Origin of the sequence: Streptomyces sp. NPDC087901, assembly GCF_044742205.1 — a bacterium.
GTDB lineage: Bacteria > Actinomycetota > Actinomycetes > Streptomycetales > Streptomycetaceae > Streptomyces.
This window is the reverse complement of the sequence record NZ_JBIUUC010000016.1, coordinates 186,448-208,104: the sequence shown is the minus strand read 5'-3', so window position 1 is coordinate 208,104 and position 21,657 is coordinate 186,448. Positions and strand designations below refer to the sequence as shown.

Annotated in this window: 16 protein-coding genes; 7 read left to right on the top strand and 9 right to left on the bottom strand. The window is 69.1% G+C overall.

Features of this window, described 5'->3' with window-relative positions; translation table 11 throughout:
* Positions 1-9: 9 nt before the first annotated feature.
* On the bottom strand, positions 10-1,260 hold the full coding sequence (locus tag ACIOEW_RS35030; protein WP_362548426.1) for a site-2 protease family protein: 1,251 nt from the start codon (positions 1,258-1,260) through the stop codon (positions 10-12).
* 172 nt (positions 1,261-1,432) lie between these two features.
* Between ACIOEW_RS35030 and ACIOEW_RS35025 the strand changes: the two genes are divergently transcribed.
* Together ACIOEW_RS35025 and ACIOEW_RS35020 are read left to right on the top strand one after the other, a co-directional pair.
* Positions 1,433-2,278, top strand: coding sequence for a RecB family exonuclease (locus ACIOEW_RS35025; protein WP_401969004.1), 846 nt, complete (start codon positions 1,433-1,435; stop codon positions 2,276-2,278).
* Between the two features lie 9 nt (positions 2,279-2,287).
* Positions 2,288-2,959 carry a response regulator transcription factor gene (locus tag ACIOEW_RS35020; protein ID WP_350992581.1) on the top strand — a complete coding sequence of 224 codons (672 nt, stop codon included), beginning with the start codon at positions 2,288-2,290 and terminating at the stop codon, positions 2,957-2,959.
* Positions 2,960-3,040: 81 nt separating this feature from the next.
* Here ACIOEW_RS35020 and ACIOEW_RS35015 read toward each other — a convergent pair whose 3' ends face one another.
* The 3 genes from ACIOEW_RS35015 to metH all read right to left on the bottom strand — a co-directional run bounded on the left by ACIOEW_RS35015 (position 3,041) and on the right by metH (position 9,337).
* A complete protein-coding gene (locus tag ACIOEW_RS35015) occupies positions 3,041-4,642 on the bottom strand; it encodes an ABC transporter substrate-binding protein (protein ID WP_401968978.1) in 1,602 nt (533 codons plus the stop codon).
* A gap of 361 nt (positions 4,643-5,003) precedes the next feature.
* On the bottom strand, positions 5,004-5,705 hold the full coding sequence (locus ACIOEW_RS35010) for an HAD family phosphatase (RefSeq protein ID WP_362548432.1): 702 nt from the start codon (positions 5,703-5,705) through the stop codon (positions 5,004-5,006).
* Positions 5,706-5,824: 119 nt separating this feature from the next.
* Positions 5,825-9,337: a methionine synthase gene (gene metH / locus ACIOEW_RS35005; RefSeq protein ID WP_362548435.1), complete on the bottom strand. Its 3,513-nt coding sequence runs from the start codon at positions 9,335-9,337 to the stop codon at positions 5,825-5,827.
* 239 nt (positions 9,338-9,576) lie between these two features.
* Here metH and ACIOEW_RS35000 point away from each other — a divergent pair, with 239 nt between their 5' ends.
* The 5 genes from ACIOEW_RS35000 to ACIOEW_RS34980 all read left to right on the top strand — a co-directional run bounded on the left by ACIOEW_RS35000 (position 9,577) and on the right by ACIOEW_RS34980 (position 15,457).
* Positions 9,577-10,341 (top strand): IclR family transcriptional regulator, encoded by a 765-nt coding sequence (locus ACIOEW_RS35000; protein WP_401968974.1) that lies wholly within the window; start codon positions 9,577-9,579, stop codon positions 10,339-10,341.
* A 229-nt stretch (positions 10,342-10,570) separates the two neighbouring features.
* Positions 10,571-11,362, top strand: a complete 792-nt coding sequence (locus ACIOEW_RS34995; protein ID WP_401968972.1) for an MIP/aquaporin family protein — start codon at positions 10,571-10,573, stop codon at positions 11,360-11,362.
* Between the two features lie 56 nt (positions 11,363-11,418).
* Positions 11,419-12,960 (top strand): glycerol kinase GlpK, encoded by a 1,542-nt coding sequence (gene glpK, locus ACIOEW_RS34990; RefSeq protein ID WP_362548444.1) that lies wholly within the window; start codon positions 11,419-11,421, stop codon positions 12,958-12,960.
* Between the two features lie 5 nt (positions 12,961-12,965).
* Positions 12,966-14,579 (top strand): glycerol-3-phosphate dehydrogenase/oxidase, encoded by a 1,614-nt coding sequence (locus tag ACIOEW_RS34985; RefSeq protein WP_362548447.1) that lies wholly within the window; start codon positions 12,966-12,968, stop codon positions 14,577-14,579.
* A 206-nt stretch (positions 14,580-14,785) separates the two neighbouring features.
* Positions 14,786-15,457 carry a FadR/GntR family transcriptional regulator gene (locus ACIOEW_RS34980; RefSeq protein WP_350992564.1) on the top strand — a complete coding sequence of 224 codons (672 nt, stop codon included), beginning with the start codon at positions 14,786-14,788 and terminating at the stop codon, positions 15,455-15,457.
* A gap of 82 nt (positions 15,458-15,539) precedes the next feature.
* Here ACIOEW_RS34980 and ACIOEW_RS34975 read toward each other — a convergent pair whose 3' ends face one another.
* From ACIOEW_RS34975 to ACIOEW_RS34955, 5 genes are all read right to left on the bottom strand, one after another.
* Positions 15,540-16,592, bottom strand: coding sequence for an ABC transporter permease (locus ACIOEW_RS34975; protein WP_362548450.1), 1,053 nt, complete (start codon positions 16,590-16,592; stop codon positions 15,540-15,542).
* Entirely contained in the window at positions 16,589-18,109 is a 1,521-nt protein-coding gene (locus ACIOEW_RS34970) for a sugar ABC transporter ATP-binding protein (protein ID WP_362548453.1), read from the bottom strand. The genes ACIOEW_RS34975 and ACIOEW_RS34970 overlap by 4 nt, the downstream gene beginning before the upstream one ends.
* Before the next feature lie 2 nt (positions 18,110-18,111).
* Positions 18,112-19,152 (bottom strand): sugar ABC transporter substrate-binding protein, encoded by a 1,041-nt coding sequence (locus tag ACIOEW_RS34965; RefSeq protein ID WP_401968967.1) that lies wholly within the window; start codon positions 19,150-19,152, stop codon positions 18,112-18,114.
* 167 nt (positions 19,153-19,319) lie between these two features.
* On the bottom strand, positions 19,320-20,099 hold the full coding sequence (locus tag ACIOEW_RS34960; protein ID WP_362548459.1) for an SDR family oxidoreductase: 780 nt from the start codon (positions 20,097-20,099) through the stop codon (positions 19,320-19,322).
* Positions 20,096-21,439 (bottom strand): enolase C-terminal domain-like protein, encoded by a 1,344-nt coding sequence (locus ACIOEW_RS34955; RefSeq protein ID WP_401968965.1) that lies wholly within the window; start codon positions 21,437-21,439, stop codon positions 20,096-20,098. Before ACIOEW_RS34955 ends, ACIOEW_RS34960 begins: the two co-directional genes overlap by 4 nt.
* Positions 21,440-21,657 lie beyond the last annotated feature (218 nt).

Genomic DNA, 21,657 nt, shown 5'->3' with positions numbered 1-21,657 from the left:
GGCGACCTCTCAGGCGGCGGGGCGTGCCATGGCGGCGACGAACGCACGCTCGACGTCGGCGGTGGACAGGACACCGTAGATCTCACCGGTGTCCTCGACGACGAGGTACTCGGTGGCGGGGCTGGCCTTGAGCCGGTCCAGGAGGGCCTCGCCCGCGAGTTCGGCGGAGACCTTCATGCCGTCGGTGAGGTCCTGGGCGAGACCGCTGACGGCGACCCAGGGGCGACGGTGTTCGGGGACCGCGACGATGGCGGTCTCCCGGACGACGGCCATGGGTTCGCCGGTCGCGTCGACGACGACGAGGGCGCGGGCGCCTGCCTCGTTGGCCCGGCGCAGGGCCTCGGAGAGCGGGGTGTCGGCCTCGACCGGGACGGCTCGCCGGGTGAGGGTGCGGGCCTGCAGGTCGGGGAGGTGCTCGCGGAGCCTGGCCATGCGCAGGCTGTTGCCCGCACCGGTCCAGATGATGGCGGCGAGGATCGCGGCGAGCAGGGCGTCGGTGACGGTGTCCATGCCGCTGATGTCGCGGTCACTGCTCCCGAGGGCCCCGGTGTGGGTGAGGAGGGGCAGCCCGATGAGGGTGACGACGGCGAGGGCGCGGCCGACCCAGGCGGCGGCGACGGTGCCGCTCATCGGGCGGCCGGTGATCTTCCACACGACGGCGCGCAGCATCCGGCCGCCGTCGAGCGGGAGACCGGGCAGGAGGTTGAACGCGGCGACGATGAGGTTGGAGATCATCAGTCCGCCGAGCAGCACGCCGGGCACGGTGCCGGCTTCGACGAACTTCATCGGTACGTAGAAGACGCCCGCCAGGACGAGGGAGAGCAGCGGGCCGACGAAGGCGAGGACGAATTCGCGGCCGGGGGTCTCGGATTCCTTCTCGATCTCGGAGACGCCGCCGAAGAACTGGAGCTGGATGCGGCGGACCGGGAGTTTGTAGCGCAGGGCGACGACCGTGTGCGCGAGTTCGTGGACGAGCACGGAGGCGTAGAACGCGATCGCGAAGAAGAGGGCGACCAGGTAGCGCGCCGCGCCCAGCTCGGGCAGCACACGGTCGAGCTGGCCGCCGAAGACCCAGGTGATCAGGGCTGCCACGACGAACCAGCTGGGTGCTACGTAGACCGGCACTCCGAAGGGGCGGCCCATGAGGATGCCGCCTCCCGGCTCTTCCCTGCGTCCCGGTGTGCCCTTGTCGGGGCCGTCGCCGGGGGCCTTGCCCCCGGCGCCGGGCTGCGGCCGCCCGCTGTTGCCGCTCTCGTCCACGAGGTCCCTTCGGTCGGTGCCGTTTCGGCACGATCATGCAGTGTTCGAGGGTCTGTGGTCGATGGTATGCCGATTGGTGTCAGTGGCGGGTCGTAGGGTCTTCGTCATGACCTCAGTGCCGCGGCCGCCCCAGCCGCCCTCGTCCCTTTCGCCGTCGCGGGCGAGCGATTTCATGCAGTGCCCCCTGCTGTACCGCTTCCGCGTCATCGACAAGCTGCCGCAGAAGCCCAGTGAGGCGGCTACCCGGGGCACGCTGGTGCATGCGGTGCTGGAGCGGCTCTTCGACAATCCTGCGCCGGAGCGCACGCCGGACCGGGCCACGTCGCTGATCCCGGGCCAGTGGGACCGGCTGCTGGAGTCGAAGCCGGAGCTTTCGGAGCTGTTCGCCGAGGATCCGGAGGGCGAGCGGCTCGCGCAGTGGCTGTCGGAGGCGGAGCGGCTGGTGGAGCGCTGGTTCTCACTGGAGGATCCGACGCGCCTGGAGCCGGCCGAGCGGGAGATGTTCGTCGAGACCGAGCTGGATTCGGGGCTGCGGCTGCGCGGGGTGATCGACCGGATCGACGTGGCACCCACGGGCGAGGTCCGCATCGTGGACTACAAGACGGGGAAGGCGCCGCGTCCGGAGTACGCGGAGGGCGCGCTGTTCCAGATGAAGTTCTACGCACTGGTGATCTGGCGGCTCAAGGGTGTGGTGCCACGCCGGCTCCAGCTGGTCTATCTCGGCAGCGGCGACGTGATGACGTACGACCCGGTGGTGGCGGACCTGGAGCGGGTGGAGCGCAAGCTGCTGGCGCTGTGGGACGCGATCTGCCTGGCCACGGAGACGGGTGAGTGGCGGCCGCGGCCGACGAAGCTGTGCGGCTGGTGCGACCACCAGGCACTCTGTCCCGAATTCGGCGGGACTCCCCCGATCTATCCGCTGTCGGTGCGGCCGGCGGAGTCGACGCAGGATGTCCAGGGCAGAATGGACCCGGTCCGGGCTGAGGCCGGCCGGCCTGAGGCCCTTGAAGGACATTGAGGAGATCTCGTGGCAATCCGCGTCCTACTGGTCGACGACCAACCACTGCTGCGCACCGGCTTCCGCATGATCCTGGAGGCGGAGGGCGATCTCGCGGTGGTGGGCGAGGCCGGTGACGGTCTCCAGGCGCTCGATCAGGTGCGCGCGCTGCAGCCCGACGTGGTGCTGATGGACATCCGGATGCCGCGGATGGACGGTGTCGAAGCGACGCGTCAGATCACCGGTCCGGGCCGGGACGGCCCGGCGAAGGTGCTGGTGCTGACCACGTTCGATCTCGACGAGTACGTGGTGGAGGCGCTCCGCGCCGGCGCCAGTGGCTTCCTGCTGAAGGATGCCCCGGCCAATGAGCTGGTGCAGGCGATCCGGGTGGTCGCCGGCGGCGAGGCGATGCTGGCCCCGAGCATCACGCGCCGGCTGCTCGACAAGTACGCGGACCATCTGCCGTCCGGCGAGGAGCAGGTGCCGGACACCCTGCACACGCTCACGGACCGTGAGGTGGAGGTCCTGAAGCTGGTGGCACGCGGCCTGTCGAACGCGGAGATCGCCGCCGATCTGTTCGTCAGCGAGACCACGGTCAAGACGCATGTGGGGCACGTGCTGACGAAGCTGGGGCTGCGCGACCGGGTGCAGGCCGCGGTGTACGCGTACGAGAGCGGACTGGTGCGCCCCGGCGCCCAGTGACCCGGTGGCCCAGTGACCCGGTGGCCCAGTGCCCCGGTGACCCGGTGAGGGGTGGGCGAGCCTGGGCGGCGTACCCGCGGTTCAGCTGGCACCGCTGCCGAGTTCCCAGAGGTGGATGTCGGCGGACGAGGTGACCGCCCATTCGACACCGGTGAGGCCTTCGCGGGAGGCGACGTACTGCTTGCCCTGCCAGAGGGGAAGGACGGGGACGTCCTCGGCGACGATGTCCTGGAGCCGCTGGAAGGTCTTGGCGGTGACGCTGCGGTCGGCCTCGCGGCGGGATTCCGGGATGAGCGACTTCTGGGCCGCGGTCGACCGGTAGGGCGAGTTGAGGAAGTTGTCCTTGTCGAGGAACGGCGCCGTGTAGTTGTCAGGGTCCGGGAAGTCGGGGAACCAGCCCATGCCGTACACGGCGTAGTCGCCGCGCACCTCGGCGGGACGGTACTTCGCCCAGGGGGTGCCCTTGACGGTGACGTCGAAGAGTCCGGTGCCGTTGAGCTGCCGCTTCAGCGTCTCGAACTCGTCGGCGGTGGCCTCGCCGTAGTAGTCGCTCGTGTAGTTCAGGGTGAACTTCACCGGGGTGTCGATCCCGGCGCGCTGCAGGATCGCGGCAGCCTTGGCGGCGCTGGGTTCGCCGTACTTGTTGAAGAACGAGTTCGTGTGTCCGGTGATGCTGGACGGGATCAGTGAGTACAGCGGTTCGGCCGTGGTGCCGTACACCTCGCTCGCGATTTCACCGCGATCGACGATCTGGGCCATGGCCTGGCGGACCGCCTTGTTCTTCACGGCGGGGTCCTTGGTGTCGAAGCCGAGGTACCGGATGGCGAGGCCGGGCATCTCGGTGAGCTTGATGCCGTCCTTGGGGTGCTCCAGCATCTGCTGGGCCTGCTTCGGCGCCATGGTGCGCGTCATCATGTCGATCTTCTTGTCGTCGAGCGCCTTGCCCATGGCGGTGGCATCGGGGAAGGAATCCAGTTCGACCTTCTCGTTCAACACCTTGAGGTCCCCCTTGTAGTGGGGGTTCCTGGTGAAGACGACCTTCTCCACGCGGCCGTTCCTCACTTCCGGCTTCATGGTGTAGGGACCCGATCCGTCCACCTGAAATCCGCTGCGCGGCGTGTGCGCCGGGTATTTGTCGCGCTGGACTATTCCGGCGGGCGGTGTCGCGAGTTTGTACGGGAACGTCGCGTCCGAAGTCCGGAGGTGGAATATGATCTCGCGTTCGCCCTTGGTCTCCACGGTGTCGATGTTGTTGAGCAGGGCCACCGGACCGTTCGTGGATTTGATCCGGATCACGCGGTCGATGGAGTACTTGACGTCCTCGGCGGTGACCGGGCTGCCGTTCGCGAACGTCAGGCCGCTGCGCAGCTTGCAGCGGTAGCTCTCGTTCGCCGTGTCGGTGAAGCGGCAGCTCTCGGCTGCCTCCGGCTCCGGCTGCCCGCCGCTGCGCGGGATGTGCATCAGCGTCTGCACCGTCTGCCGCAGTACGTTCCAGACGCCCGCCTCGTAGCCGATGGCGGGGTCGAGAGGCGCGGGGGCGTCCTTGGAGGCGACGAACTGGTCCGTGGTGCCGACGACGATGGCACCGCTGCCATCGTCCCCGCCGTCCGACACGCCACAGGCGGCGAGTACGGGGGCGAGCAGGCCGACAACGGCCGGCAGCACCAGAGTCTTGCGGTTCATCGTGGACGTTCTCCCTCATGCGGTCATGGAGAAAACGACATTAGTAGGCGCGGTCGGTATTGCCGGACCAGTACCGAGCCCGCGCGATGGGAGCAACCCGAACGTCAACGACGAGTCGATTCCCTGCTCCCGGAATGATTCGTACACGGATTCATCAATCGGGACACTTGGGTACACCCGGCAAACACCGCGGCAGATTCCGGAGACTCCTCGATCACCGAATGAGTGATGAAGGTCACGCGGTGGACGGATTTGCGAATTGACATGCACTCGCCTTATCGACACCGGGGTGCGACACAAAACGCACGGTCGCACGCGAGAGCTTTTCCGTTCATTCACAGAAATACTCTCGGTACGCAGATCACCGCATTCCAGTGACCAGACCCCTGAGGAATGCGAGATCGACTTCTTCGAGCGAACCGACGACCACCCGGCCGTCTGCCGGCGCGATCGGCGACACGGACGGTACGGCGACCACCCGGCACCCCGCGGCCTCCGCGGCGGCCACGCCGGTCGCGGTGTCCTCGATGACTGCACAGAGCCGGGGATCGACCCCGAAGCCGCTCGCGGCCGTGAGATAGGGCTCCGGGTGGGGCTTCGTGCGGGTGACCTCGTCGCCCGCCACGGTCAGCGCGAAGTGGTGACGGCCCACCGACTCCAGGACCCGGTCGATGATGCGCCGGTGCGAGGCGGAGACGAGGGCGGTGGGGATCTCGTGTCTGGCCAGCTCTGCCAGCAGCCGTGCGGCGCCCGGCATCAGCGGCACTCCGTCGGCAATGCGCTTTTCGAAGCGGTCGTTGAGCAGCACGGTCAGTTCGTCGAGGGCGACGTCCGCACCGGTGACGTCCATGAGGTACCCGGCGCTGCGCGTCATCGGTCCGCCGACGACCACGTCCTTCCACGCCTCGTCCAGCCGGTACCCCAGATCGGCGAAGACCGACACCTCGGCGTCCCACCAGAAGCCCTCGGTGTCGACCAGGGTGCCGTCCATGTCGAGGAAGACGGCCTGCAGGGCGGCACCCTCGGCCGTACGGGTCAGGGACGCGGGGATCGTACTGGTCATCCGGCACACCTTTCATGAGGGCCGAGAAGGCCGGCCGCCTTTCCCGGAGGGAGGGCGACCGGCCTGCACTGGACCGACCAGTCTACGACTCATGCGGCTACCGCGCGCTGAACGGAGCCTTACCGCGCGTTGAAGTACTTCGCTTCGGGGTGGTGGATGACGATCGCGTCGGTGGACTGCTCGGGATGGAGCTGGAACTCCTCCGACAGGTGGACCCCGATCCGCTCCGGCTGGAGCAGGTCGGCGATCTTCGCCCGGTCCTCCAGATCAGGGCACGCACCGTAGCCGAGGGAGAAGCGCGCGCCGCGGTACTTGAGCGCGAACATGTCCTCGACGTCGGCGGGGTCGTCGCCCGCGAAGCCGAGCTCGGAGCGGACCCGGGCGTGCCAGTACTCGGCGAGGGCCTCGGCGAGCTGGACGGACAGGCCGTGCAACTCCAGGTAGTCGCGGTAGGAGTTGGCCTCGAAGAGCTTGGCGGTCTCGCCGCCGATCCGCGAGCCGACGGTGACGACCTGGAGGCCGATGACGTCCGTCTCGCCGGACTCCTCGGGGCGGAAGAAGTCCGCGAGGCACAGGCGGCGGCCGCGGCGCTGGCGGGGGAAGGTGAAGCGGGTGCGCTCGGAGCCGTCCTCGTGGAGCAGGATCAGGTCGTCGCCCTTGGAGACGCAGGGGTAGTAGCCGTAGACGACGGCGGCTTCGAGAAGGTTCTCGGTGTGCAGCTTGTCGAGCCAGCCGCGCAGGTGCGGGCGGCCCTCGGTCTCGACCAGTTCCTCGTACGTCGGTCCGTCTCCGGCCCGGGCCTGCTTGAGGCCCCACTGACCCTTGAAGAGGGCGCCCTCGTCGAGCCAGGAGGCGTACTCCTTGAGCTGGATGCCCTTGACGACCCGGCTCCCCCAGAACGGCGGGGTGGGGACGGGGTTGTCGACGGCGACGTCGGAGCGGACTCCCTCCTCCGGCTCCTCGACCTCCAGCACGGCCGTGTCGCGCTTGGGCACACGGCGCTGCTTGAGCTCGGGGAGGGCGGCTCCCGGGACACCGCGCTTGACCCCGATGAGGGCGTCCATCAGGCGCAGCCCCTCGAAGGCGTCGCGGGCGTAGCGCACCTCGCCCTCGTAGATCTCGTGCAGGTCCTGCTCCACGTAGGCGCGGGTGAGGGCCGCGCCGCCGAGGATGACCGGGTATTCGGCCGCCAGTTTGCGCTGGTTGAGCTCCTGGAGGTTCTCCTTCATGATCACGGTGGACTTGACCAGGAGACCGGACATCCCGATGACGTCGGCCTTGTGCTCGTCGGCGGCTTCCAGGATCGCGGAGACGGGCTGCTTGATGCCGATGTTGACGACGTTGTAGCCGTTGTTGGACAGGATGATGTCGACGAGGTTCTTGCCGATGTCGTGGACGTCACCGCGGACGGTGGCCAGGACGATGGTGCCCTTGCCCTCGGCGTCGGACTTCTCCATGTGCGGCTCCAGATGGGCCACCGCGGTCTTCATGACCTCGGCGGACTGGAGCACGAACGGCAGCTGCATCTGGCCGGATCCGAATAGCTCGCCGACGACCTTCATGCCTTCCAGCAGGGTGTCGTTGACGATGTCGAGAGCGGGACGGGTCTGCAGGGCCTCGTCGAGGTCGGCCTCCAGCCCCTTCTTCTCGCCGTCGATGATCCGGCGCTGGAGGCGCTCGTCGAGCGGCAGCGCGAGGAGTTCCTCGGCCTTGCCCTCCTTCATCGACTTCATGTTGACGCCCTCGAAGAGCTCCATGAGCCGCTGCAGCGGGTCATAGCCTTCGGCGCGGCGGTCGTGGATCAGGTCGTGGGCGACCTTGACCTGCTCCTCCTCCAGCCGGGCGATCGGCAGGATCTTCGACGCGTGCACGATCGCGGAGTCGAGACCGGCCTTGACGCACTCGTCGAGGAAGACGGAGTTCAGGACGACGCGGGCCGCCGGGTTCAGGCCGAAGGAGATGTTGGAGAGGCCCAGCGTGGTCTGGACGTCGGGGTGACGCTTCTTCAGCTCGCGAATGGCCTCGATGGTGGCGATGCCGTCCTTGCGGGACTCCTCCTGCCCGGTACAGATCGTGAAGGTGAGGCAGTCGATGAGGATGTCCGACTCCTGGATGCCCCAGTTGCCGGTCAGGTCCTCGATGAGCCGCTCCGCGATGGCGACCTTGTGCTCGACGGTACGGGCCTGGCCCTCCTCGTCGATGGTCAGCGCGATCAGCGCGGCGCCGTGCTCGGCGGCCAGCTGGGTGACCTTGACGAAGCGCGACTCGGGGCCGTCGCCGTCCTCGTAGTTCACGGAGTTGAGGACCGCACGCCCGCCGAGCTTCTCCAGCCCGGCACGCAGCACGGGCAGCTCGGTGGAGTCCAGCACGATCGGCAGGGTGGAGGCCGTGGCGAACCTTCCGGCCAGCTCCTTCATGTCGGCGACACCGTCGCGGCCGACGTAGTCGACGCAGAGGTCGAGCATGTGCGCGCCCTCGCGGATCTGGTCGCGGGCCATCTCGACGCAGTCGTCCCAGCGGGCCTCCAGCATGGCGTCGCGGAACTTCTTCGACCCGTTGGCGTTCGTGCGCTCGCCGATCGCGAGGTACGAGGTGTCCTGGCGGAACGGCACGGTCTGGTAGAGGGAGGCCGCGCCGGGCTCGGGGCGCGGGTCGCGGACAGCGGGGGTGAGGTCGCGGGCCCGCTCGACGACCTGGCGCAGATGCTCGGGCGTCGTACCGCAGCAGCCGCCGATCAGTGACAGGCCGTAGTCGGTCACGAAGGCTTCCTGCGCGTCCGCCAGCCCCTCGGGGCCGAGCGGGAAGTGCGCGCCGTCCTTGGTCAGCACGGGCAGGCCCGCGTTCGGCATGCACATCAGCGGTGTACGCGAGTGGCGGGCCAGATAGCGCAGGTGCTCGCTCATCTCGGCCGGGCCCGTCGAGCAGTTCAGCCCGATCAGGTCGATGCCCAGCGGCTCCAGGGCGGTCAGCGCGGCGCCGATCTCGGAGCCGAGCAGCATGACGCCGGTCGTCTCGAAGGCGAGCGAGCAGATCAGCGGCACGTCGATGCCCAGGGCGTCCATCGCCCGGCGCGCGCCGATGAGGCTGGACTTGGTCTGCAGCAGGTCCTGCGTGGTCTCCACGATCAGGGCGTCCGAGCCGCCGGCGAGCAGGCCCTCGGCGTTCTGCTGGTAGCCGTCCCGCAGCACGTCGTACGCGATGTGGCCGAGCGACGGCAGCTTGGTGCCGGGGCCCACCGAGCCGAGGACCCAGCGCTGGCGGCCGTCCTTCGCTCCGAACTCGTCGGCGACCTCGCGGGCGATGCGGGCGCCCGCCTCGGACAGTTCGAAGATCCGGTCAGCGATCTCGTACTCGTTCGCCGCCGAGTGGTTCGCGCCGAAGGTGTTCGTCTCGACGCAGTCCACGCCGACCGCGAAGTACTCCTCGTGCACCGAGCGCACGATGTCGGGGCGCGTGAGGTTCAGGATCTCGTTGCAGCCTTCGAGGTTCTCGAAGTCCTCCAGCGTGGGGTCCTGCGCCTGGAGCATGGTGCCCATGGCACCGTCGGCCACCACGACTCGGGTGGCGAGCGCCTCACGGAGGGCTGCGGCTCGGTTCCGGCTGTCGGCGGAAGGGGTCGGCGACGAGGCCATGGATGTACTCCCTGGGATGCGACGGCTGTCGGCTTTGCGTCTTCGGCGGAAGGCGCACCCGGCCAGGGTAGCCGGGCGGCGTCCCGGACCGTCACTCTGTCCCACGAATCGGACTGCATGCTGTTCAGGCGGTCGTCCGGGCTGTCGGAGTGCCTCAGAATTCCCTTGCGACCGAGCGTGGGTCGGCATCGACCGATAGTGTTCAGCATTGTCGAACCAAGGTGGAGGAGTACGGCGCGATGGCCAAGAACATCCAGTCGCTGGAGCGGGCGGCCGCGATGCTGCGACTACTGGCGGGCGGCGAGCGGCGGCTGGGGCTGTCGGACATCGCTTCCTCCCTGGGCCTGGCCAAGGGCACCGCGCACGGCATCCTCCGCACGCTCCAGCACGAGGGCTTCGTCGAGCAGGACGCGGCATCCGGCCGCTATCAGCTGGGGGCCGAGCTGCTGCGTCTGGGCAACAGCTATCTGGATGTCCATGAGCTGCGGGCCCGGGCGCTGGTCTGGACGGACGACCTGGCCCGCTCCAGCGGCGAGAGCACCCACCTGGGCGTCCTGCACCAACAGGGCGTACTGATCGTCCACCACGTCTTCCGGCCCGACGACAGCCGCCAGGTCCTGGAGGTAGGGGCCATGCAGCCGCTGCACTCCACGGCCCTGGGCAAGGTCCTGTCCGCCTACGACCCAGTGGCCCACACGGAGGCCCTGGAGGCAGAGCGGGAGTCCTTCACACCCCGCACCGTCACCGATCCGGAGGAGTTCGAGTCGATGCTCGAACTCGTCCGCGCACGGGGCTGGGCGGCCGACGTGGAGGAGACCTGGGAGGGCGTGGCCGCGGTGGCCGCCCCGATCCACGACCGGCGCCGGATGCCGGTGGGAGCCGTGGCCGTGACCGGTGCGGTGGAGCGGGTGTGCGCGGACGGCGAGCTGCGGCCCGAGCTGGTGGCGGCGGTACGGGACTGCGCCCGCGCGGTCTCCCGGGATCTGGGCGCCAGGCGCTTCTGAGTTCCCTGCGGGATCATCGGTAACGATCGAGTTATAGAACACACAACCCTTGACGCCTCATTCACCTGGGGGAAACACTGCCGTTCATCGGTCGGCATTGTCGAACGCCTAACGGAAATACGCGTTAGGGTGTAACAGTGCCAAGGCCGCAACGCCCTCACATGAGGGCGCGGACCACCGGAGGGACCCGGGGTTCGGCTTCCCTGGACGAAGGACAAAGGAGTCGCGGGTGTCCAGCTCCGACATCTTCATCGGCGAGACCATCGGTACCGCCGTACTCATCCTGCTCGGCGCCGGTGTCTGTGCCGCCGTCACGCTCAAGCGCTCGAAGGCACGGGACGCCGGCTGGCTCGCCGTCACCTTCGGGTGGGGCTTCGCGGTGCTGACCGGCGCGTACATGGTCGGCGGCGTCTCCGGAGCGCATCTCAACCCGGCCGTCACCCTCGGTCTCGCGATCGAGGGCGGCACCAAGTGGAGCGACGTACCGCTCTATCTCGTCTCCCAGCTGTTCGGCGCGATGATCGGCGCGGCGTTGGTCTGGCTGGCCTATTACGGGCAGTTCCGGGCCCATCTCACCGATCCGGAGATCCTGAACGCCCATACGGGTGAGGAGGGCATGGTCGACAAGGCCGCGGCCCCCAAGGCCGGGCCGGTGCTCGGTGTCTTCTCCACGGGTCCCGAGATCCGCAACGCCGTGCAGAACATCGTCACCGAGATCATCGCCACGGTCGTGCTGGTCCTGGCGATCCTCACCCAGGGCCTCAACGACGACGGCAACGGCCTCGGCACGCTGGGCGCGCTGATCACCGCGCTGGTGGTCGTCTCCATCGGTCTCTCGCTCGGCGGCCCGACGGGCTACGCAATCAACCCGGTTCGCGACCTCGGTCCGCGTATCGTGCACGCGCTGCTTCCGCTGCCGAACAAGGGCGGATCCGACTGGGGTTACGCCTGGATCCCGGTCGTAGGACCGCTCGTCGGCGGCGCGATCGCGGGCGGGCTCTACAACCTCGCCTTCGCGTGAGCCACAGGGCCCAGAGCCGTCACCCCCAAGACCACACAGACTTCCGGGAGCACACCGTGACCGACGCACACACCACCGGCACCCACGGCACGGGGCCGTTCATCGCGGCCATCGACCAGGGCACCACCTCCAGCCGCTGCATCGTCTTCGACAAGGACGGTCGGATCGTCTCCGTCGACCAGAAGGAGCACGAGCAGATCTTCCCGAAGCCGGGCTGGGTCGAGCACGACGCGAGCGAGATCTGGGAGAACGTCCAGGAGGTCGTGGCGAGCGCCATCGTCAAGGCCGGCATCACCGCCGCCGACGTGAAGGCGATCGGCATCACCAACCAGCGCGAGACCACCCTGCTCTGGGACAAGAACACCGGTGAGCCCGTCCACAACGCACTCGTCTGGCAGGACACCCGCACCGACGCGCTCTGCAAGGAGCTCGGCCGCAACGTGGGCCAGGACCGGTTCCGCCGCGAGACCGGGCTGCCGCTCGCCTCGTACTTCGCCGGTCCCAAGGTCCGCTGGCTGCTCGACAACGTCGAGGGGCTGCGCGAGCGCGCCGAGCGCGGCGACATCCTCTTCGGCACCATGGACTCCTGGGTCATCTGGAACCTGACCGGTGGCACCGAGGGCGGCGTCCACGTCACCGACGTCACCAACGCCTCGCGCACACTGCTGATGAACCTGCACACCATGACGTGGGACGACAAGATCCTCGCCTCCATGGACATCCCGGCGGCCCTGCTGCCCGAGATCCGGTCCTCGGCCGAGGTCTACGGCAACGCCAAGGGCGGCGTGCTCGACGGCGTGCCGGTCGCCTCCGCGCTCGGTGACCAGCAGGCCGCGCTGTTCGGCCAGACGTGTTTCGCCGAGGGCGAGGCCAAGTCGACGTACGGCACCGGCACCTTCATGCTGATGAACACCGGCGAGACGCCCGTCAACTCCTACAACGGGCTGCTGACCACCGTCGGCTACCAGATCGGCGACCAGAAGCCGGTCTACGCCCTGGAGGGCTCGATCGCCGTCACCGGTTCGCTGGTGCAGTGGATGCGCGACCAGATGGGCCTGATCCAGTCCGCGGCCGAGATCGAGACCCTGGCCTCGTCGGTCGAGGACAACGGCGGCGCGTACTTCGTGCCGGCCTTCTCCGGCCTGTTCGCCCCGTACTGGCGTCCCGACGCCCGCGGTGTCATCGCCGGTCTCACCCGCTACGTCACCAAGGCGCACATCGCCCGTGCCGTGCTGGAGGCGACCGCCTGGCAGACCCGCGAGATCAGCGACGCCATGACCAAGGACTCCGGCGTCGAGCTGACCGCGCTCAAGGTCGACGGCGGAATGACCTCCAACAACCTGCTGATGCAGACGCTCGCCGACTTCCTGGACGCACCCGTGGTGCGGCCCATGGTCGCCGAGACCACCTGCCTCGGCGCCGCCTATGCCGCCGGCCTGGCCGTCGGCTTCTGGCCCGACACCGACGCGCTGCGCGCCAACTGGCGCCGGGCCGCCGAGTGGACCCCCCGCATGGACGCGGACATCCGCGACCGCGAGTACAAGAGCTGGCTCAAGGCCGTGGAACGGACCATGGGCTGGCTCGACGACGAGGAGTAGACAACATGACCACCCTGCAGAGCGTCCCCGCCCTCGGGACGCACCCGGCCTCCGGCTCCCTTCCGAGCCGCGCCGAGACACGGGAGCAGCTCTCCAAGGCGACGTACGACCTCCTGGTGATCGGTGGCGGCATTCTGGGCATCTCCACCGCCTGGCACGCCGCGCAGTCCGGGCTGCGGGTGGCCCTGGTGGACGCCGGCGACTTCGCCGGCGCCACCTCCTCCGCCTCCTCCAAGCTGCTCCACGGCGGTCTGCGCTACCTGCAGACCGGCGCGGTGAAGCTGGTCGCGGAGAACCACTTCGAGCGCCGTGCCGTATCGCGTCAGGTGGCCCCGCACCTGGCCAACCCGCTCACCTTCTACCTGCCCGTCTACAAGGGCGGGCCGCACGGCGCGGCCAAGCTCGGCGCGGGCGTGTTCGCGTACTCGGCACTGTCCGCCTTCGGTGACGGCGTCGGCCATGTGATCAGCCCGGCGAAGGCGCAGCGCGATGTGCCCGAGCTGCGTACGGACAACCTGAAGGCCGTCGCGGTGTACGGCGACGACCAGATGAACGACGCGCGGATGGCGCTGATGACGGTCCGCGCGGCCGTCGAGGCGGGGGCGACCGTCCTCAACCACGCGGCGGTGACCGGGCTGCGGTTCACCAGGGGCCGGGTGACGGGCGCCGACCTGGAGGACCGTCAGGACGGCACCGAGTTCGGCGTCACCGCCCGGCTGGTGCTGAACGCCACGGGCCCGTGGGTCGACCACCTGCGGAAGCTGGAGGACCCGAACGCGGCCCCGTCGATACGTCTGTCCAAGGGCGCGCACCTGGTGCTCAAGCGCACCCGTCCCTGGAAGGCCGCGCTGGCCACGCCGATCGACAAGTACCGCATCACGTTCGCCCTGCCGTGGGAGGACATGCTGCTGCTCGGCACGACGGACGAGGAGTACGAGGGCGACCCGGCGGACGTCGCGGTGACCGAACAGGACACCGCGCAGATCCTGGACGAGGCGGCGTTCTCGATCAAGGACCAGCAGCTGTCGCGGGATCTGATCACGTACTCCTTCGCCGGGCTGCGGGTGCTGCCGGGCGGGCCCGGTGACACCTCCAAGGCCAAGCGCGAGACGGTGGTGACCGAGGGCCGCGGCGGGATGCTGTCGGTCGCGGGCGGCAAGTGGACGACGTTCCGCCACATCGGCCGTACGGTGATGAACAAGCTGGCCGCGCTCCCCGGGCACCCCCTTGCCGAGGACATGGAGCCGATGGCCAGGCTGCCGAAGAAGCTGCCGCTGCCGGGGATCGCCAACCCGAACGCGGTCGCCCACCGCCTGCTGATCGACGGCGGCACGCCCGGTCCGCGGATGTCCGCCGACACGGCACGGCACCTGGCCACGCACTACGGTTCGCTGTCCTTCGACATCGCCCGGCTGGCCAACGAGAACCCGGAGCTCGCGAAGCGCATCCACCCGGACGCGCCGGAGATCTGGGCGCAGGTCGCGTACGCGCGGGACCACGAGTGGGCCGAGACCGCGGACGACGTGCTGCGGCGCCGGACGACGCTGACGATCCGGGGTCTGGCGACGGACGAGATCCGGGCCGGTGTCGAGTCGGTGCTCGGCGACCGCAGGAACTGACGCAGGACGGGGGCGGCGTCCGGGGGGACGCCGCCCCCGTCCGTGTGTGCCGGTTCACGCTGGGCCGTTTCGGACTCTGCCGTACGGATCCGGGCGTAACGGCGCGGCATTGCGGTACAGGCGTCGCACAGGTCGGCCCGAAGTGCGCACCTGCCGTCTCCGGGGACGCATAATGGGGCGATACATCGGATGTCTGGAGGTCGCCCATGGCTGTCACTGACGAGGCCATCGAGAAGATCAAGGGAATGATCGTCTCGGGTGCGCTACGGCCCGGCGATCGTCTCCCCAAGGAGAGCGAACTCGCCGCGGAGCTCGGCCTGTCCCGCAACTCGCTGCGGGAGGCGGTACGCGCACTGTCGCTGATCCGCATTCTCGATGTGCGCCAGGGCGACGGCACGTATGTCACCAGTCTCGACCCGCAGCTGCTGCTGGAGGCGCTGAGCTTCGTCGTGGACTTCCACCGCGACGACACGGTGCTGGAGTTCCTGGCGGTCCGCCGGATCCTGGAGCCGGCCGCGACCGCGATGGCGGCGAGCCGGATCAGTGAGGAGCAGCTGGACGTGCTGAGCGCCCAGCTGGACGCGCTGGGCGAACGCCCCTCGGTCGAGGAGCTGGTGGCCTGCGATCTGGAGTTCCACCGCGGCATCGTGCAGTCGTCCGGCAACTCGGTGCTCTGCTCGCTGCTCGACGGCCTTTCGGGTCCGACGACCCGGGCGCGGGTCTGGCGCGGGCTGACCCAGGAGGACGCGGTGAGCCGCACGCTCCACGAGCACCGGGCGATCGTCTCGGCGCTGCGGGACCGCGACGCGGAGGCTGCGCGGGCGTGGGCGACGGTGCATGTGGCGAGCGTGGAGCAGTGGCTGCGCTCGACGCTGTGACCCAGGGGCTCCGCCCCGGACCCAGGTTCTCGGACGCCGGACGGGCCTGAACGGCCCGTCCGGCGTCCGAGGACCGAAGGGTTCAGTCCTGCTTCTCGCCGCTCGCGAAGCGGGAGATGACCAGGGCGACGATGATGATGGCGCCGTTGAGGAACTGGTTCCACAGCGCCGGGACGCCGCCGAGCGTCATCACGTTGACCACCAGCTGCAGTGTCAGTACGCCGGTCAGCGCACCGAACAGCGTGCCGCGTCCGCCCTTGAGGCTGATGCCGCCGATCACGGCCGCGGCGAACACCTGGAAGATCCAGCCGTTGCCCTGGGTCGCGGCGACCGCCCCGTAGTGGCCGGTGTAGAGGATGCCCGCGAACGCGGCCAGCAGACCGCCTATGGCGAGCACGATCCAGGTGACCCGGTCGACGCGGATACCGGCGGCGCGTGCCGCTTCCGGGTTGCCCCCGATCGCGTACAGCGAGCGTCCGTGGCGCAGCCATGCCAGGGCCGCCCCGCCGATCGCGAAGAGGAGCAGGCAGATCCAGACCGCGGCCGGCGCACCGAACCACGAGGTCTTGCCGAGGTAGCGGAAGGACTCCGGGACGTCGGTGATGGACTTGCCCTCGGTGATGCCGATGTGGAGGCCGCGCAGCATCGTCAGCATGCCCAGCGTGGCGATGAAGCCGTTGACCCGGAGCTTCAGCATCAGGAAGCCGTTGATGCCTCCGATGACGAGCCCGACCAGCAGACAGAGCGGGATCGCCGACCAGCTGGGAAACAGTCCGAGGCCTGCGAAGCGGCCGCCCTCGGAGTCCAGCACCAGCCACATGGCGACGACGGGCGCGATGCCGATCGTCGACTCCAGCGAGAGGTCCATCCGGCCGCAGATGAGGATCAGCGCCTGGCCCAGGACCAGCAGGCTCAGCTCGGAGGACTGCTGGACGACGCTGATCAGGTTGTCGGAGGTGAGGAAGACCGGCGAGACGATGAAGCCGATCAGCATCAGCACCAGGATCACCGGCACCAGGGAGAAGTCGCTCCACCGGATCAGCTTGAGCCGGCTCAGCGGGCTGCCCTCCCCCGCGCCGCCCTTCAGTGCCCCGTCGATGTCCTCGGCCGTGGACGGCCGTATCGTGCCGGTCATTCCCTTTCCCCCACACCTTCCATGGCGGCGACGAGTTCCCCGTCGGACCACCCGCTTGCGAATGTTGCGACGACCCGCCCGTGGAACAGGGCGAGTACGCGGTCGCAGACCCGCAGATCGTCCAGCTCGTCCGAGACGACGACTGCGGCGTTGCCCTCGTCGGCGACCCGCCGGACCACCCCGAGCAGCGAGTCCTTGGACTTGATGTCCACGCCCGCGGTGGGCCGGACCGCCACCAGCACGCTGGGCTTGCGGGCCAGTGCGCGGGCGACCACCACCTTCTGCTGGTTGCCGCCCGAGAGACCGGAGACGGGCTGCTCGGGTCCCTGCGTCTTGATGTCCAGCGATTCGATCATGCCCCGGGCGAACTCCCGCGTACGGGAGGGCAGTACGGTCCCCCACGGGCCGAGCTGGTCGGTGACCGTGAGGGTGGCGTTCTCGGCGACGCTGCGCTCCAGGACGAGGCCCTGGTCGTGACGGTCCTCGGGGATGTAGCCGATCCCGGCGGCCAGGGCGTGCGGCACGCTGCCCGAGCGGACGGCCCGGCCGCGCACCCGGACCGTGCCGCCGCCCGCCTTGCGCATGCCCGCCAGCACCTCGCCCAGCGCGGTGTTGCCGCTGGCCGCGGAGCCGGCGAGACCGAGCACCTCACCGGGGCGCACCTGGAGGTCCAGCGGTTCGAACCGGCCCTCCAGGGTGAGCCCTTCGGTACGCAGGACGGGCTCCGCCGACGCGTCGGGGGGTGTGGCGGTGCCGGCCGCGTGCCAGGCGACGGCGCCGGCGGACTTCTCGCCCGTCATGGCCGCCACCAGTTCCGTCTTCGTGACGTCGGCGACCGGGGCTGTCAGCACGTGGCGGGCGTCGCGGTAGACGGTGACCGCCGTGCACAGCTCGTACACCTCCTGCAGATGGTGGGAGATGAAGAGGAACGCCACTCCCTGGTCCTGCAGTTCACGGAGCTTGTCGAAGAGCCGGCCGATGCCGCGGGCGTCGAGCTGTGCGGTCGGCTCGTCGAGGATGATCAAGCGGGCGCCGAAGGACAGCGCCCGGGCGATCTCGACGAACTGCCGCTGTTCGACCGCCAGATCGCGTGCCCGGGTGTTCGGGTCGACCTGGACGCCGTACTCGGCGAGGAGCTGCTCCGCTCGCTTGCGAAGCCGCCCCCAGCTGATCCAGCGGGCGTTGTCGTCGAACCGGTTGAGGAAGAGGTTCTCGGCGACGGTCAGGTCGGGGACGACCATGGACTTCTGGTAGACGCAGGCGACCTTCGACTGCCAGGCCGTGGTGTCCCCGAAGGCGGGCGCGGGCTCCCCGCCGAAGGTGACCGTGCCCGCGTCCGCCTTGTGGAGTCCGGTCAGCACGCTGACCAGCGTCGACTTGCCCGCGCCGTTGCGTCCGACGAGTGCGTGCGACTCGCCGGGCCGCACGGTGAGCTGCACGCCGTCGAGCGCGACGGTCGGCCCGAAGCGTTTGACGACGCCTTCCGCCTGTACGGCAGGTGGTGGTGCCTGGTCCATGGCTAGCTCTTCTTCTCCAGCTGGTTGGCCCACAGCTTCGGGTCGTCGACGTTGTCCTTCGTCACCAGGGGCGCGGGGAGCTGGTCCTCGAAGCCGTTCGGGATCTTGATGATGGTGGAGTCGTGGTCGGTCGGGCCCTCCTTGAAGGTCTTCCCGTCCAGGGCCGCCTTGGCGTAGTACAGCGCGTACTTCGCGTACAGGTCGGCGGGCTGGGAGATCGTCGCGTCGATCTTCCCGGCCTTGATGGCGTCGAACTCCTCCGGGATGCCGTCGTTGGAGATGATCGTGATGTGGCCCGGCGAACCGGCCGGCTTCAGCAGCTTCTTCTGCTCCAGCAGCGCCAGGGTGGGCTGCAGGAAGACGCCGCCGGCCTGCATGTAGATGCCGTTGATGTCGGGGTGCGCGGCCAGGGTCGACTGGAGCTTCGCGGAGGCGACGTCGCCCTTCCAGTCGGTGGCCAGCTCGAACACCTTGATGTCCGGGAAGTCCTTGTCCATGCAGGTCTTGAAGGCCTCGGACCGGTCGCGGCCGTTGATCGAGGACAGGTCGCCCTGGAACTCGACGACCTTGCCCTTGCCCTTCAGCTGTTCGCCGAGGTACTTGCAGGCGTTGGTCCCGTACGCCTTGTTGTCGGCCCGCACCACCATGTAGATGTCGCCCTTGTCGGGGCGGGTGTCGACGCTGATGACGGGGATCTTCTTCTCGTTCAGCGTGTTGAGCGACTCGGCTATCGCGCCGGTGTCCTGGGGGGCCATCACCACGGCCTTGGCGCCCTGGTCGGTGAAGGTCTGGACGTTGGCGACGAGCTTGCCGATGTCGTTCTGGGAGTTGGTCAGCGGCAGAGCCTTGACCTCACCGTCCTTCACCCCCTTCTCGACGTAGTTCTGGTAGGAGTTCCAGAAGTCGCTGTCGCTACGCGGCAGGTCGATGCCGACCTTCCCGCTGCCCTCGCCCTTGTCCGATGATTCGCGGTTGCAGCCCGCGAGGGCAGTGACGGCCAGCAGTACGGCGCAGGCCGCCGCACTCGTCGTACGCACTCTCATTGGTGTCCCGTTCCCTTGTGAAGTACCGGCTCGAAGGATCTGAAGGATCTGAAGGATCTGAAGGATCTGAAGGATCTGATGGCAATACGGAGGTGCGTGGTGCAGGTGGTGCGGATGCGGTGAGAGGTGTAGTCCGGGCTGTCCCGGTCCGGTCCGCGCCTCCCAGGTCAGCTCTCGGCGGGGCGCAGGCGCAGGCCCTGCATTCCGCCGTCGACGGCCAGTGCCGTACCCGTCACGGAGGCCGCGGCGGGGCTGGCGAGGTACAGGATCGCGGCGGCCACCTCGTCGGCGGAGACCAGCCGGCCCAGCGGCTGCCGGGCGTTGAGGGCCGCGCGTTCGGCGGCCGGATCGTCGGCCCGGCCGAGCAGCCGGCCGATCCACGGGGTGTCCGCGGTGCCGGGGTTGACGCAGTTGACGCGAACGCCCTCGCGGACGTGGTCGGCGGCCATGGCCAGCGTCAGGGAGAGGACGGCGCCCTTGCTCGCGCTGTACAGGGCGCGCTGGGGCAGCCCCGCGGTCGCGGCGATCGAGCAGGTCTGGGTGATCGATACGGCGCCGGGGCGCTCGGCCGCGGCCCGCCGCAGGTGCGGCAGCGCGTGCCGGGCGGTGCGGACCATGCCGAGGACGTTGATGTCCAGGACCCGGGTCCACTCGTCGTCGTCGTTGTCCTCGACGCTGCCGATGGAGCCGATGCCCGCGTTGGACACGAGCGTGTGCAGGGAGCCCAGTTCGGCGGCCGCGCGGTCCACGCCCTCACGGACGGCGGCGTCGTCGGTGACGTCCGCCTTGACGGCGAGGGTTCCCTCGGGGGCGCCCGCGGTCTCCCGGTCGAGAACGGCGACGCGGGCCCCGCGCTCCAGCAGCATGGTCGCGACGGCGGCCCCGATGCCTGAGGCGCCCCCCGTCACCAGTGCGTTCATGCCCTCGAAGTCGTGTGTGCCGGTCATCGGCCGTCCTCCTCATCGGTACGGCGGGCCTGCCATACAGGGCCCTCGGGATAGCGGTGTGCGGCGATCGACTCGGGGTGCATCCGGGCGGAGAAGCCCGGAGAGGCCGGAGCGGTGTAGCGCCCGGACTCGATCACGGTGGGGTCGACGAAGTGTTCGTGGAGGTGGTCGACGTACTCGATCACCCGGTCCTCCCAGGTGCCGGAGACCGCCACGTAGTCGAACATCGAGAGGTGCTGGACCAGTTCGCACAGTCCGACGCCGCCCGCGTGCGGGCAGACCGGCACGCCGAACTTGGCGGCGAGCAGCAGGATCGCGAGGTTCTCGTTGACGCCGGCGACACGAGCCGCGTCGATCTGGACGAAGTCGACGGCTCCGGCCTGGAGCAGCTGCTTGAACACCACACGGTTGGCGACGTGTTCGCCGGTGGCGACCTTGACCGGCTGACCGGCACGCACGGCGGCGTGGCCGAGGATGTCGTCGGGGCTGGTCGGCTCCTCGATCCAGTGCGGGTCGTAGGGCGCGAGCGCGGTCATCCAGTCCACCGCGGCGGCGACGTCCCAGCGCTGGTTGGCGTCGACGGCGATCCGCACGTCGGAACCGACCGCCTCACGGGCGAGAGCGAGCCTGCGGACGTCGTCGCCGATGTCGCCGCCGACCTTCAGCTTGATCTGGGTGAAGCCGTCGGCGACGGCCTCCTTCGCCAGTCTCACCAGCTTGTCGTCGGAGTAACCGAGCCAGCCGGGCGAAGTGGTGTAGGCCGGGTATCCCTCGGCGCGCAGCCGCTCCGCGCGCTCGGCCCTGCCGGGCTCGGCGGCGCGCAGGATCGCGAGCGCCTCGTCGGGGGTGAGGGCGTCCGTGAGATAGCGGAAGTCGACGAGGGAGACGAGCTCCTCGGGCGTCATCTCGGCCAGGAACTGCCAGACGGGTCTTCCCGCGTGCTTGGCGGCCAGGTCCCAGGCGGCGTTGACGACCGCGCCGGCCGCCATGTGCATCACGCCCTTCTCGGGCCCGAGCCACCGCAGTTGCGAATCGTGGGTGAGATCGCGGTACAGCGCGCCGAGATCGGCCGCGGTACGGGGCACCGGGCGCCCGATCAGATAGGACCGCAGTGCCTCGATGGCGGCCGCCATCACCTCGTTGCCGCGCCCGATGGTGAAACAGAAACCATGTCCCTCGATACCCCCATCGCCGCCCTCACTGTCCGCGGCGTCGGTACGCAGTACGACATAGGCAGCCGAGTAGTCGGGATCGGGGTTCATGGCGTCCGAGCCGTCCAGTTGTTCCGAGGTCGGAAAACGGATGTCATGGACCTCGAAATCCGTGACGGTCTGACTCATGTGCGCCCCCAGGGGAAATAACATCGGACCTCTGCTCTGGTCATCCGATGTATAGCGCCCTGAAGGCCCCAACGTCCAGAGTTGAGCGGAAACTGACCCCACACAGCTCGGATGTATTGCTCGATCGCCGCCCTGCCTCGGCCGGCGACGCAGCCCGGCAGCCCGGGTTCATCCCACCGTGCGCAAGGGCTGCGGAGGGAGTGGCCGGAAGCCGTAAG

What these genes read in the sequence shown, in the direction of transcription:
- ACIOEW_RS35010 (WP_362548432.1), bottom strand. Translation starts at nt 5,705, where the DNA reads ATGACCAGTACGATCCCCGCGTCCCTGACCCGTACGGCCGAGGGTGCC.
- ACIOEW_RS35015 (WP_401968978.1), bottom strand. Translation starts at nt 4,642, where the DNA reads ATGAACCGCAAGACTCTGGTGCTGCCGGCCGTTGTCGGCCTGCTCGCC.
- ACIOEW_RS35000 (WP_401968974.1), top strand. Translation starts at nt 9,577, where the DNA reads ATGGCCAAGAACATCCAGTCGCTGGAGCGGGCGGCCGCGATGCTGCGA.
- ACIOEW_RS34980 (WP_350992564.1), top strand. Translation starts at nt 14,786, where the DNA reads ATGGCTGTCACTGACGAGGCCATCGAGAAGATCAAGGGAATGATCGTC.
- ACIOEW_RS34955 (WP_401968965.1), bottom strand. Translation starts at nt 21,439, where the DNA reads ATGAGTCAGACCGTCACGGATTTCGAGGTCCATGACATCCGTTTTCCG.
- ACIOEW_RS34975 (WP_362548450.1), bottom strand. Translation starts at nt 16,592, where the DNA reads ATGACCGGCACGATACGGCCGTCCACGGCCGAGGACATCGACGGGGCA.
- ACIOEW_RS34970 (WP_362548453.1), bottom strand. Translation starts at nt 18,109, where the DNA reads ATGGACCAGGCACCACCACCTGCCGTACAGGCGGAAGGCGTCGTCAAA.
- ACIOEW_RS35025 (WP_401969004.1), top strand. Translation starts at nt 1,433, where the DNA reads ATGCAGTGCCCCCTGCTGTACCGCTTCCGCGTCATCGACAAGCTGCCG.
- ACIOEW_RS34960 (WP_362548459.1), bottom strand. Translation starts at nt 20,099, where the DNA reads ATGACCGGCACACACGACTTCGAGGGCATGAACGCACTGGTGACGGGG.
- ACIOEW_RS34985 (WP_362548447.1), top strand. Translation starts at nt 12,966, where the DNA reads ATGACCACCCTGCAGAGCGTCCCCGCCCTCGGGACGCACCCGGCCTCC.
- metH (WP_362548435.1), bottom strand. Translation starts at nt 9,337, where the DNA reads ATGGCCTCGTCGCCGACCCCTTCCGCCGACAGCCGGAACCGAGCCGCA.
- ACIOEW_RS34965 (WP_401968967.1), bottom strand. Translation starts at nt 19,152, where the DNA reads ATGAGAGTGCGTACGACGAGTGCGGCGGCCTGCGCCGTACTGCTGGCC.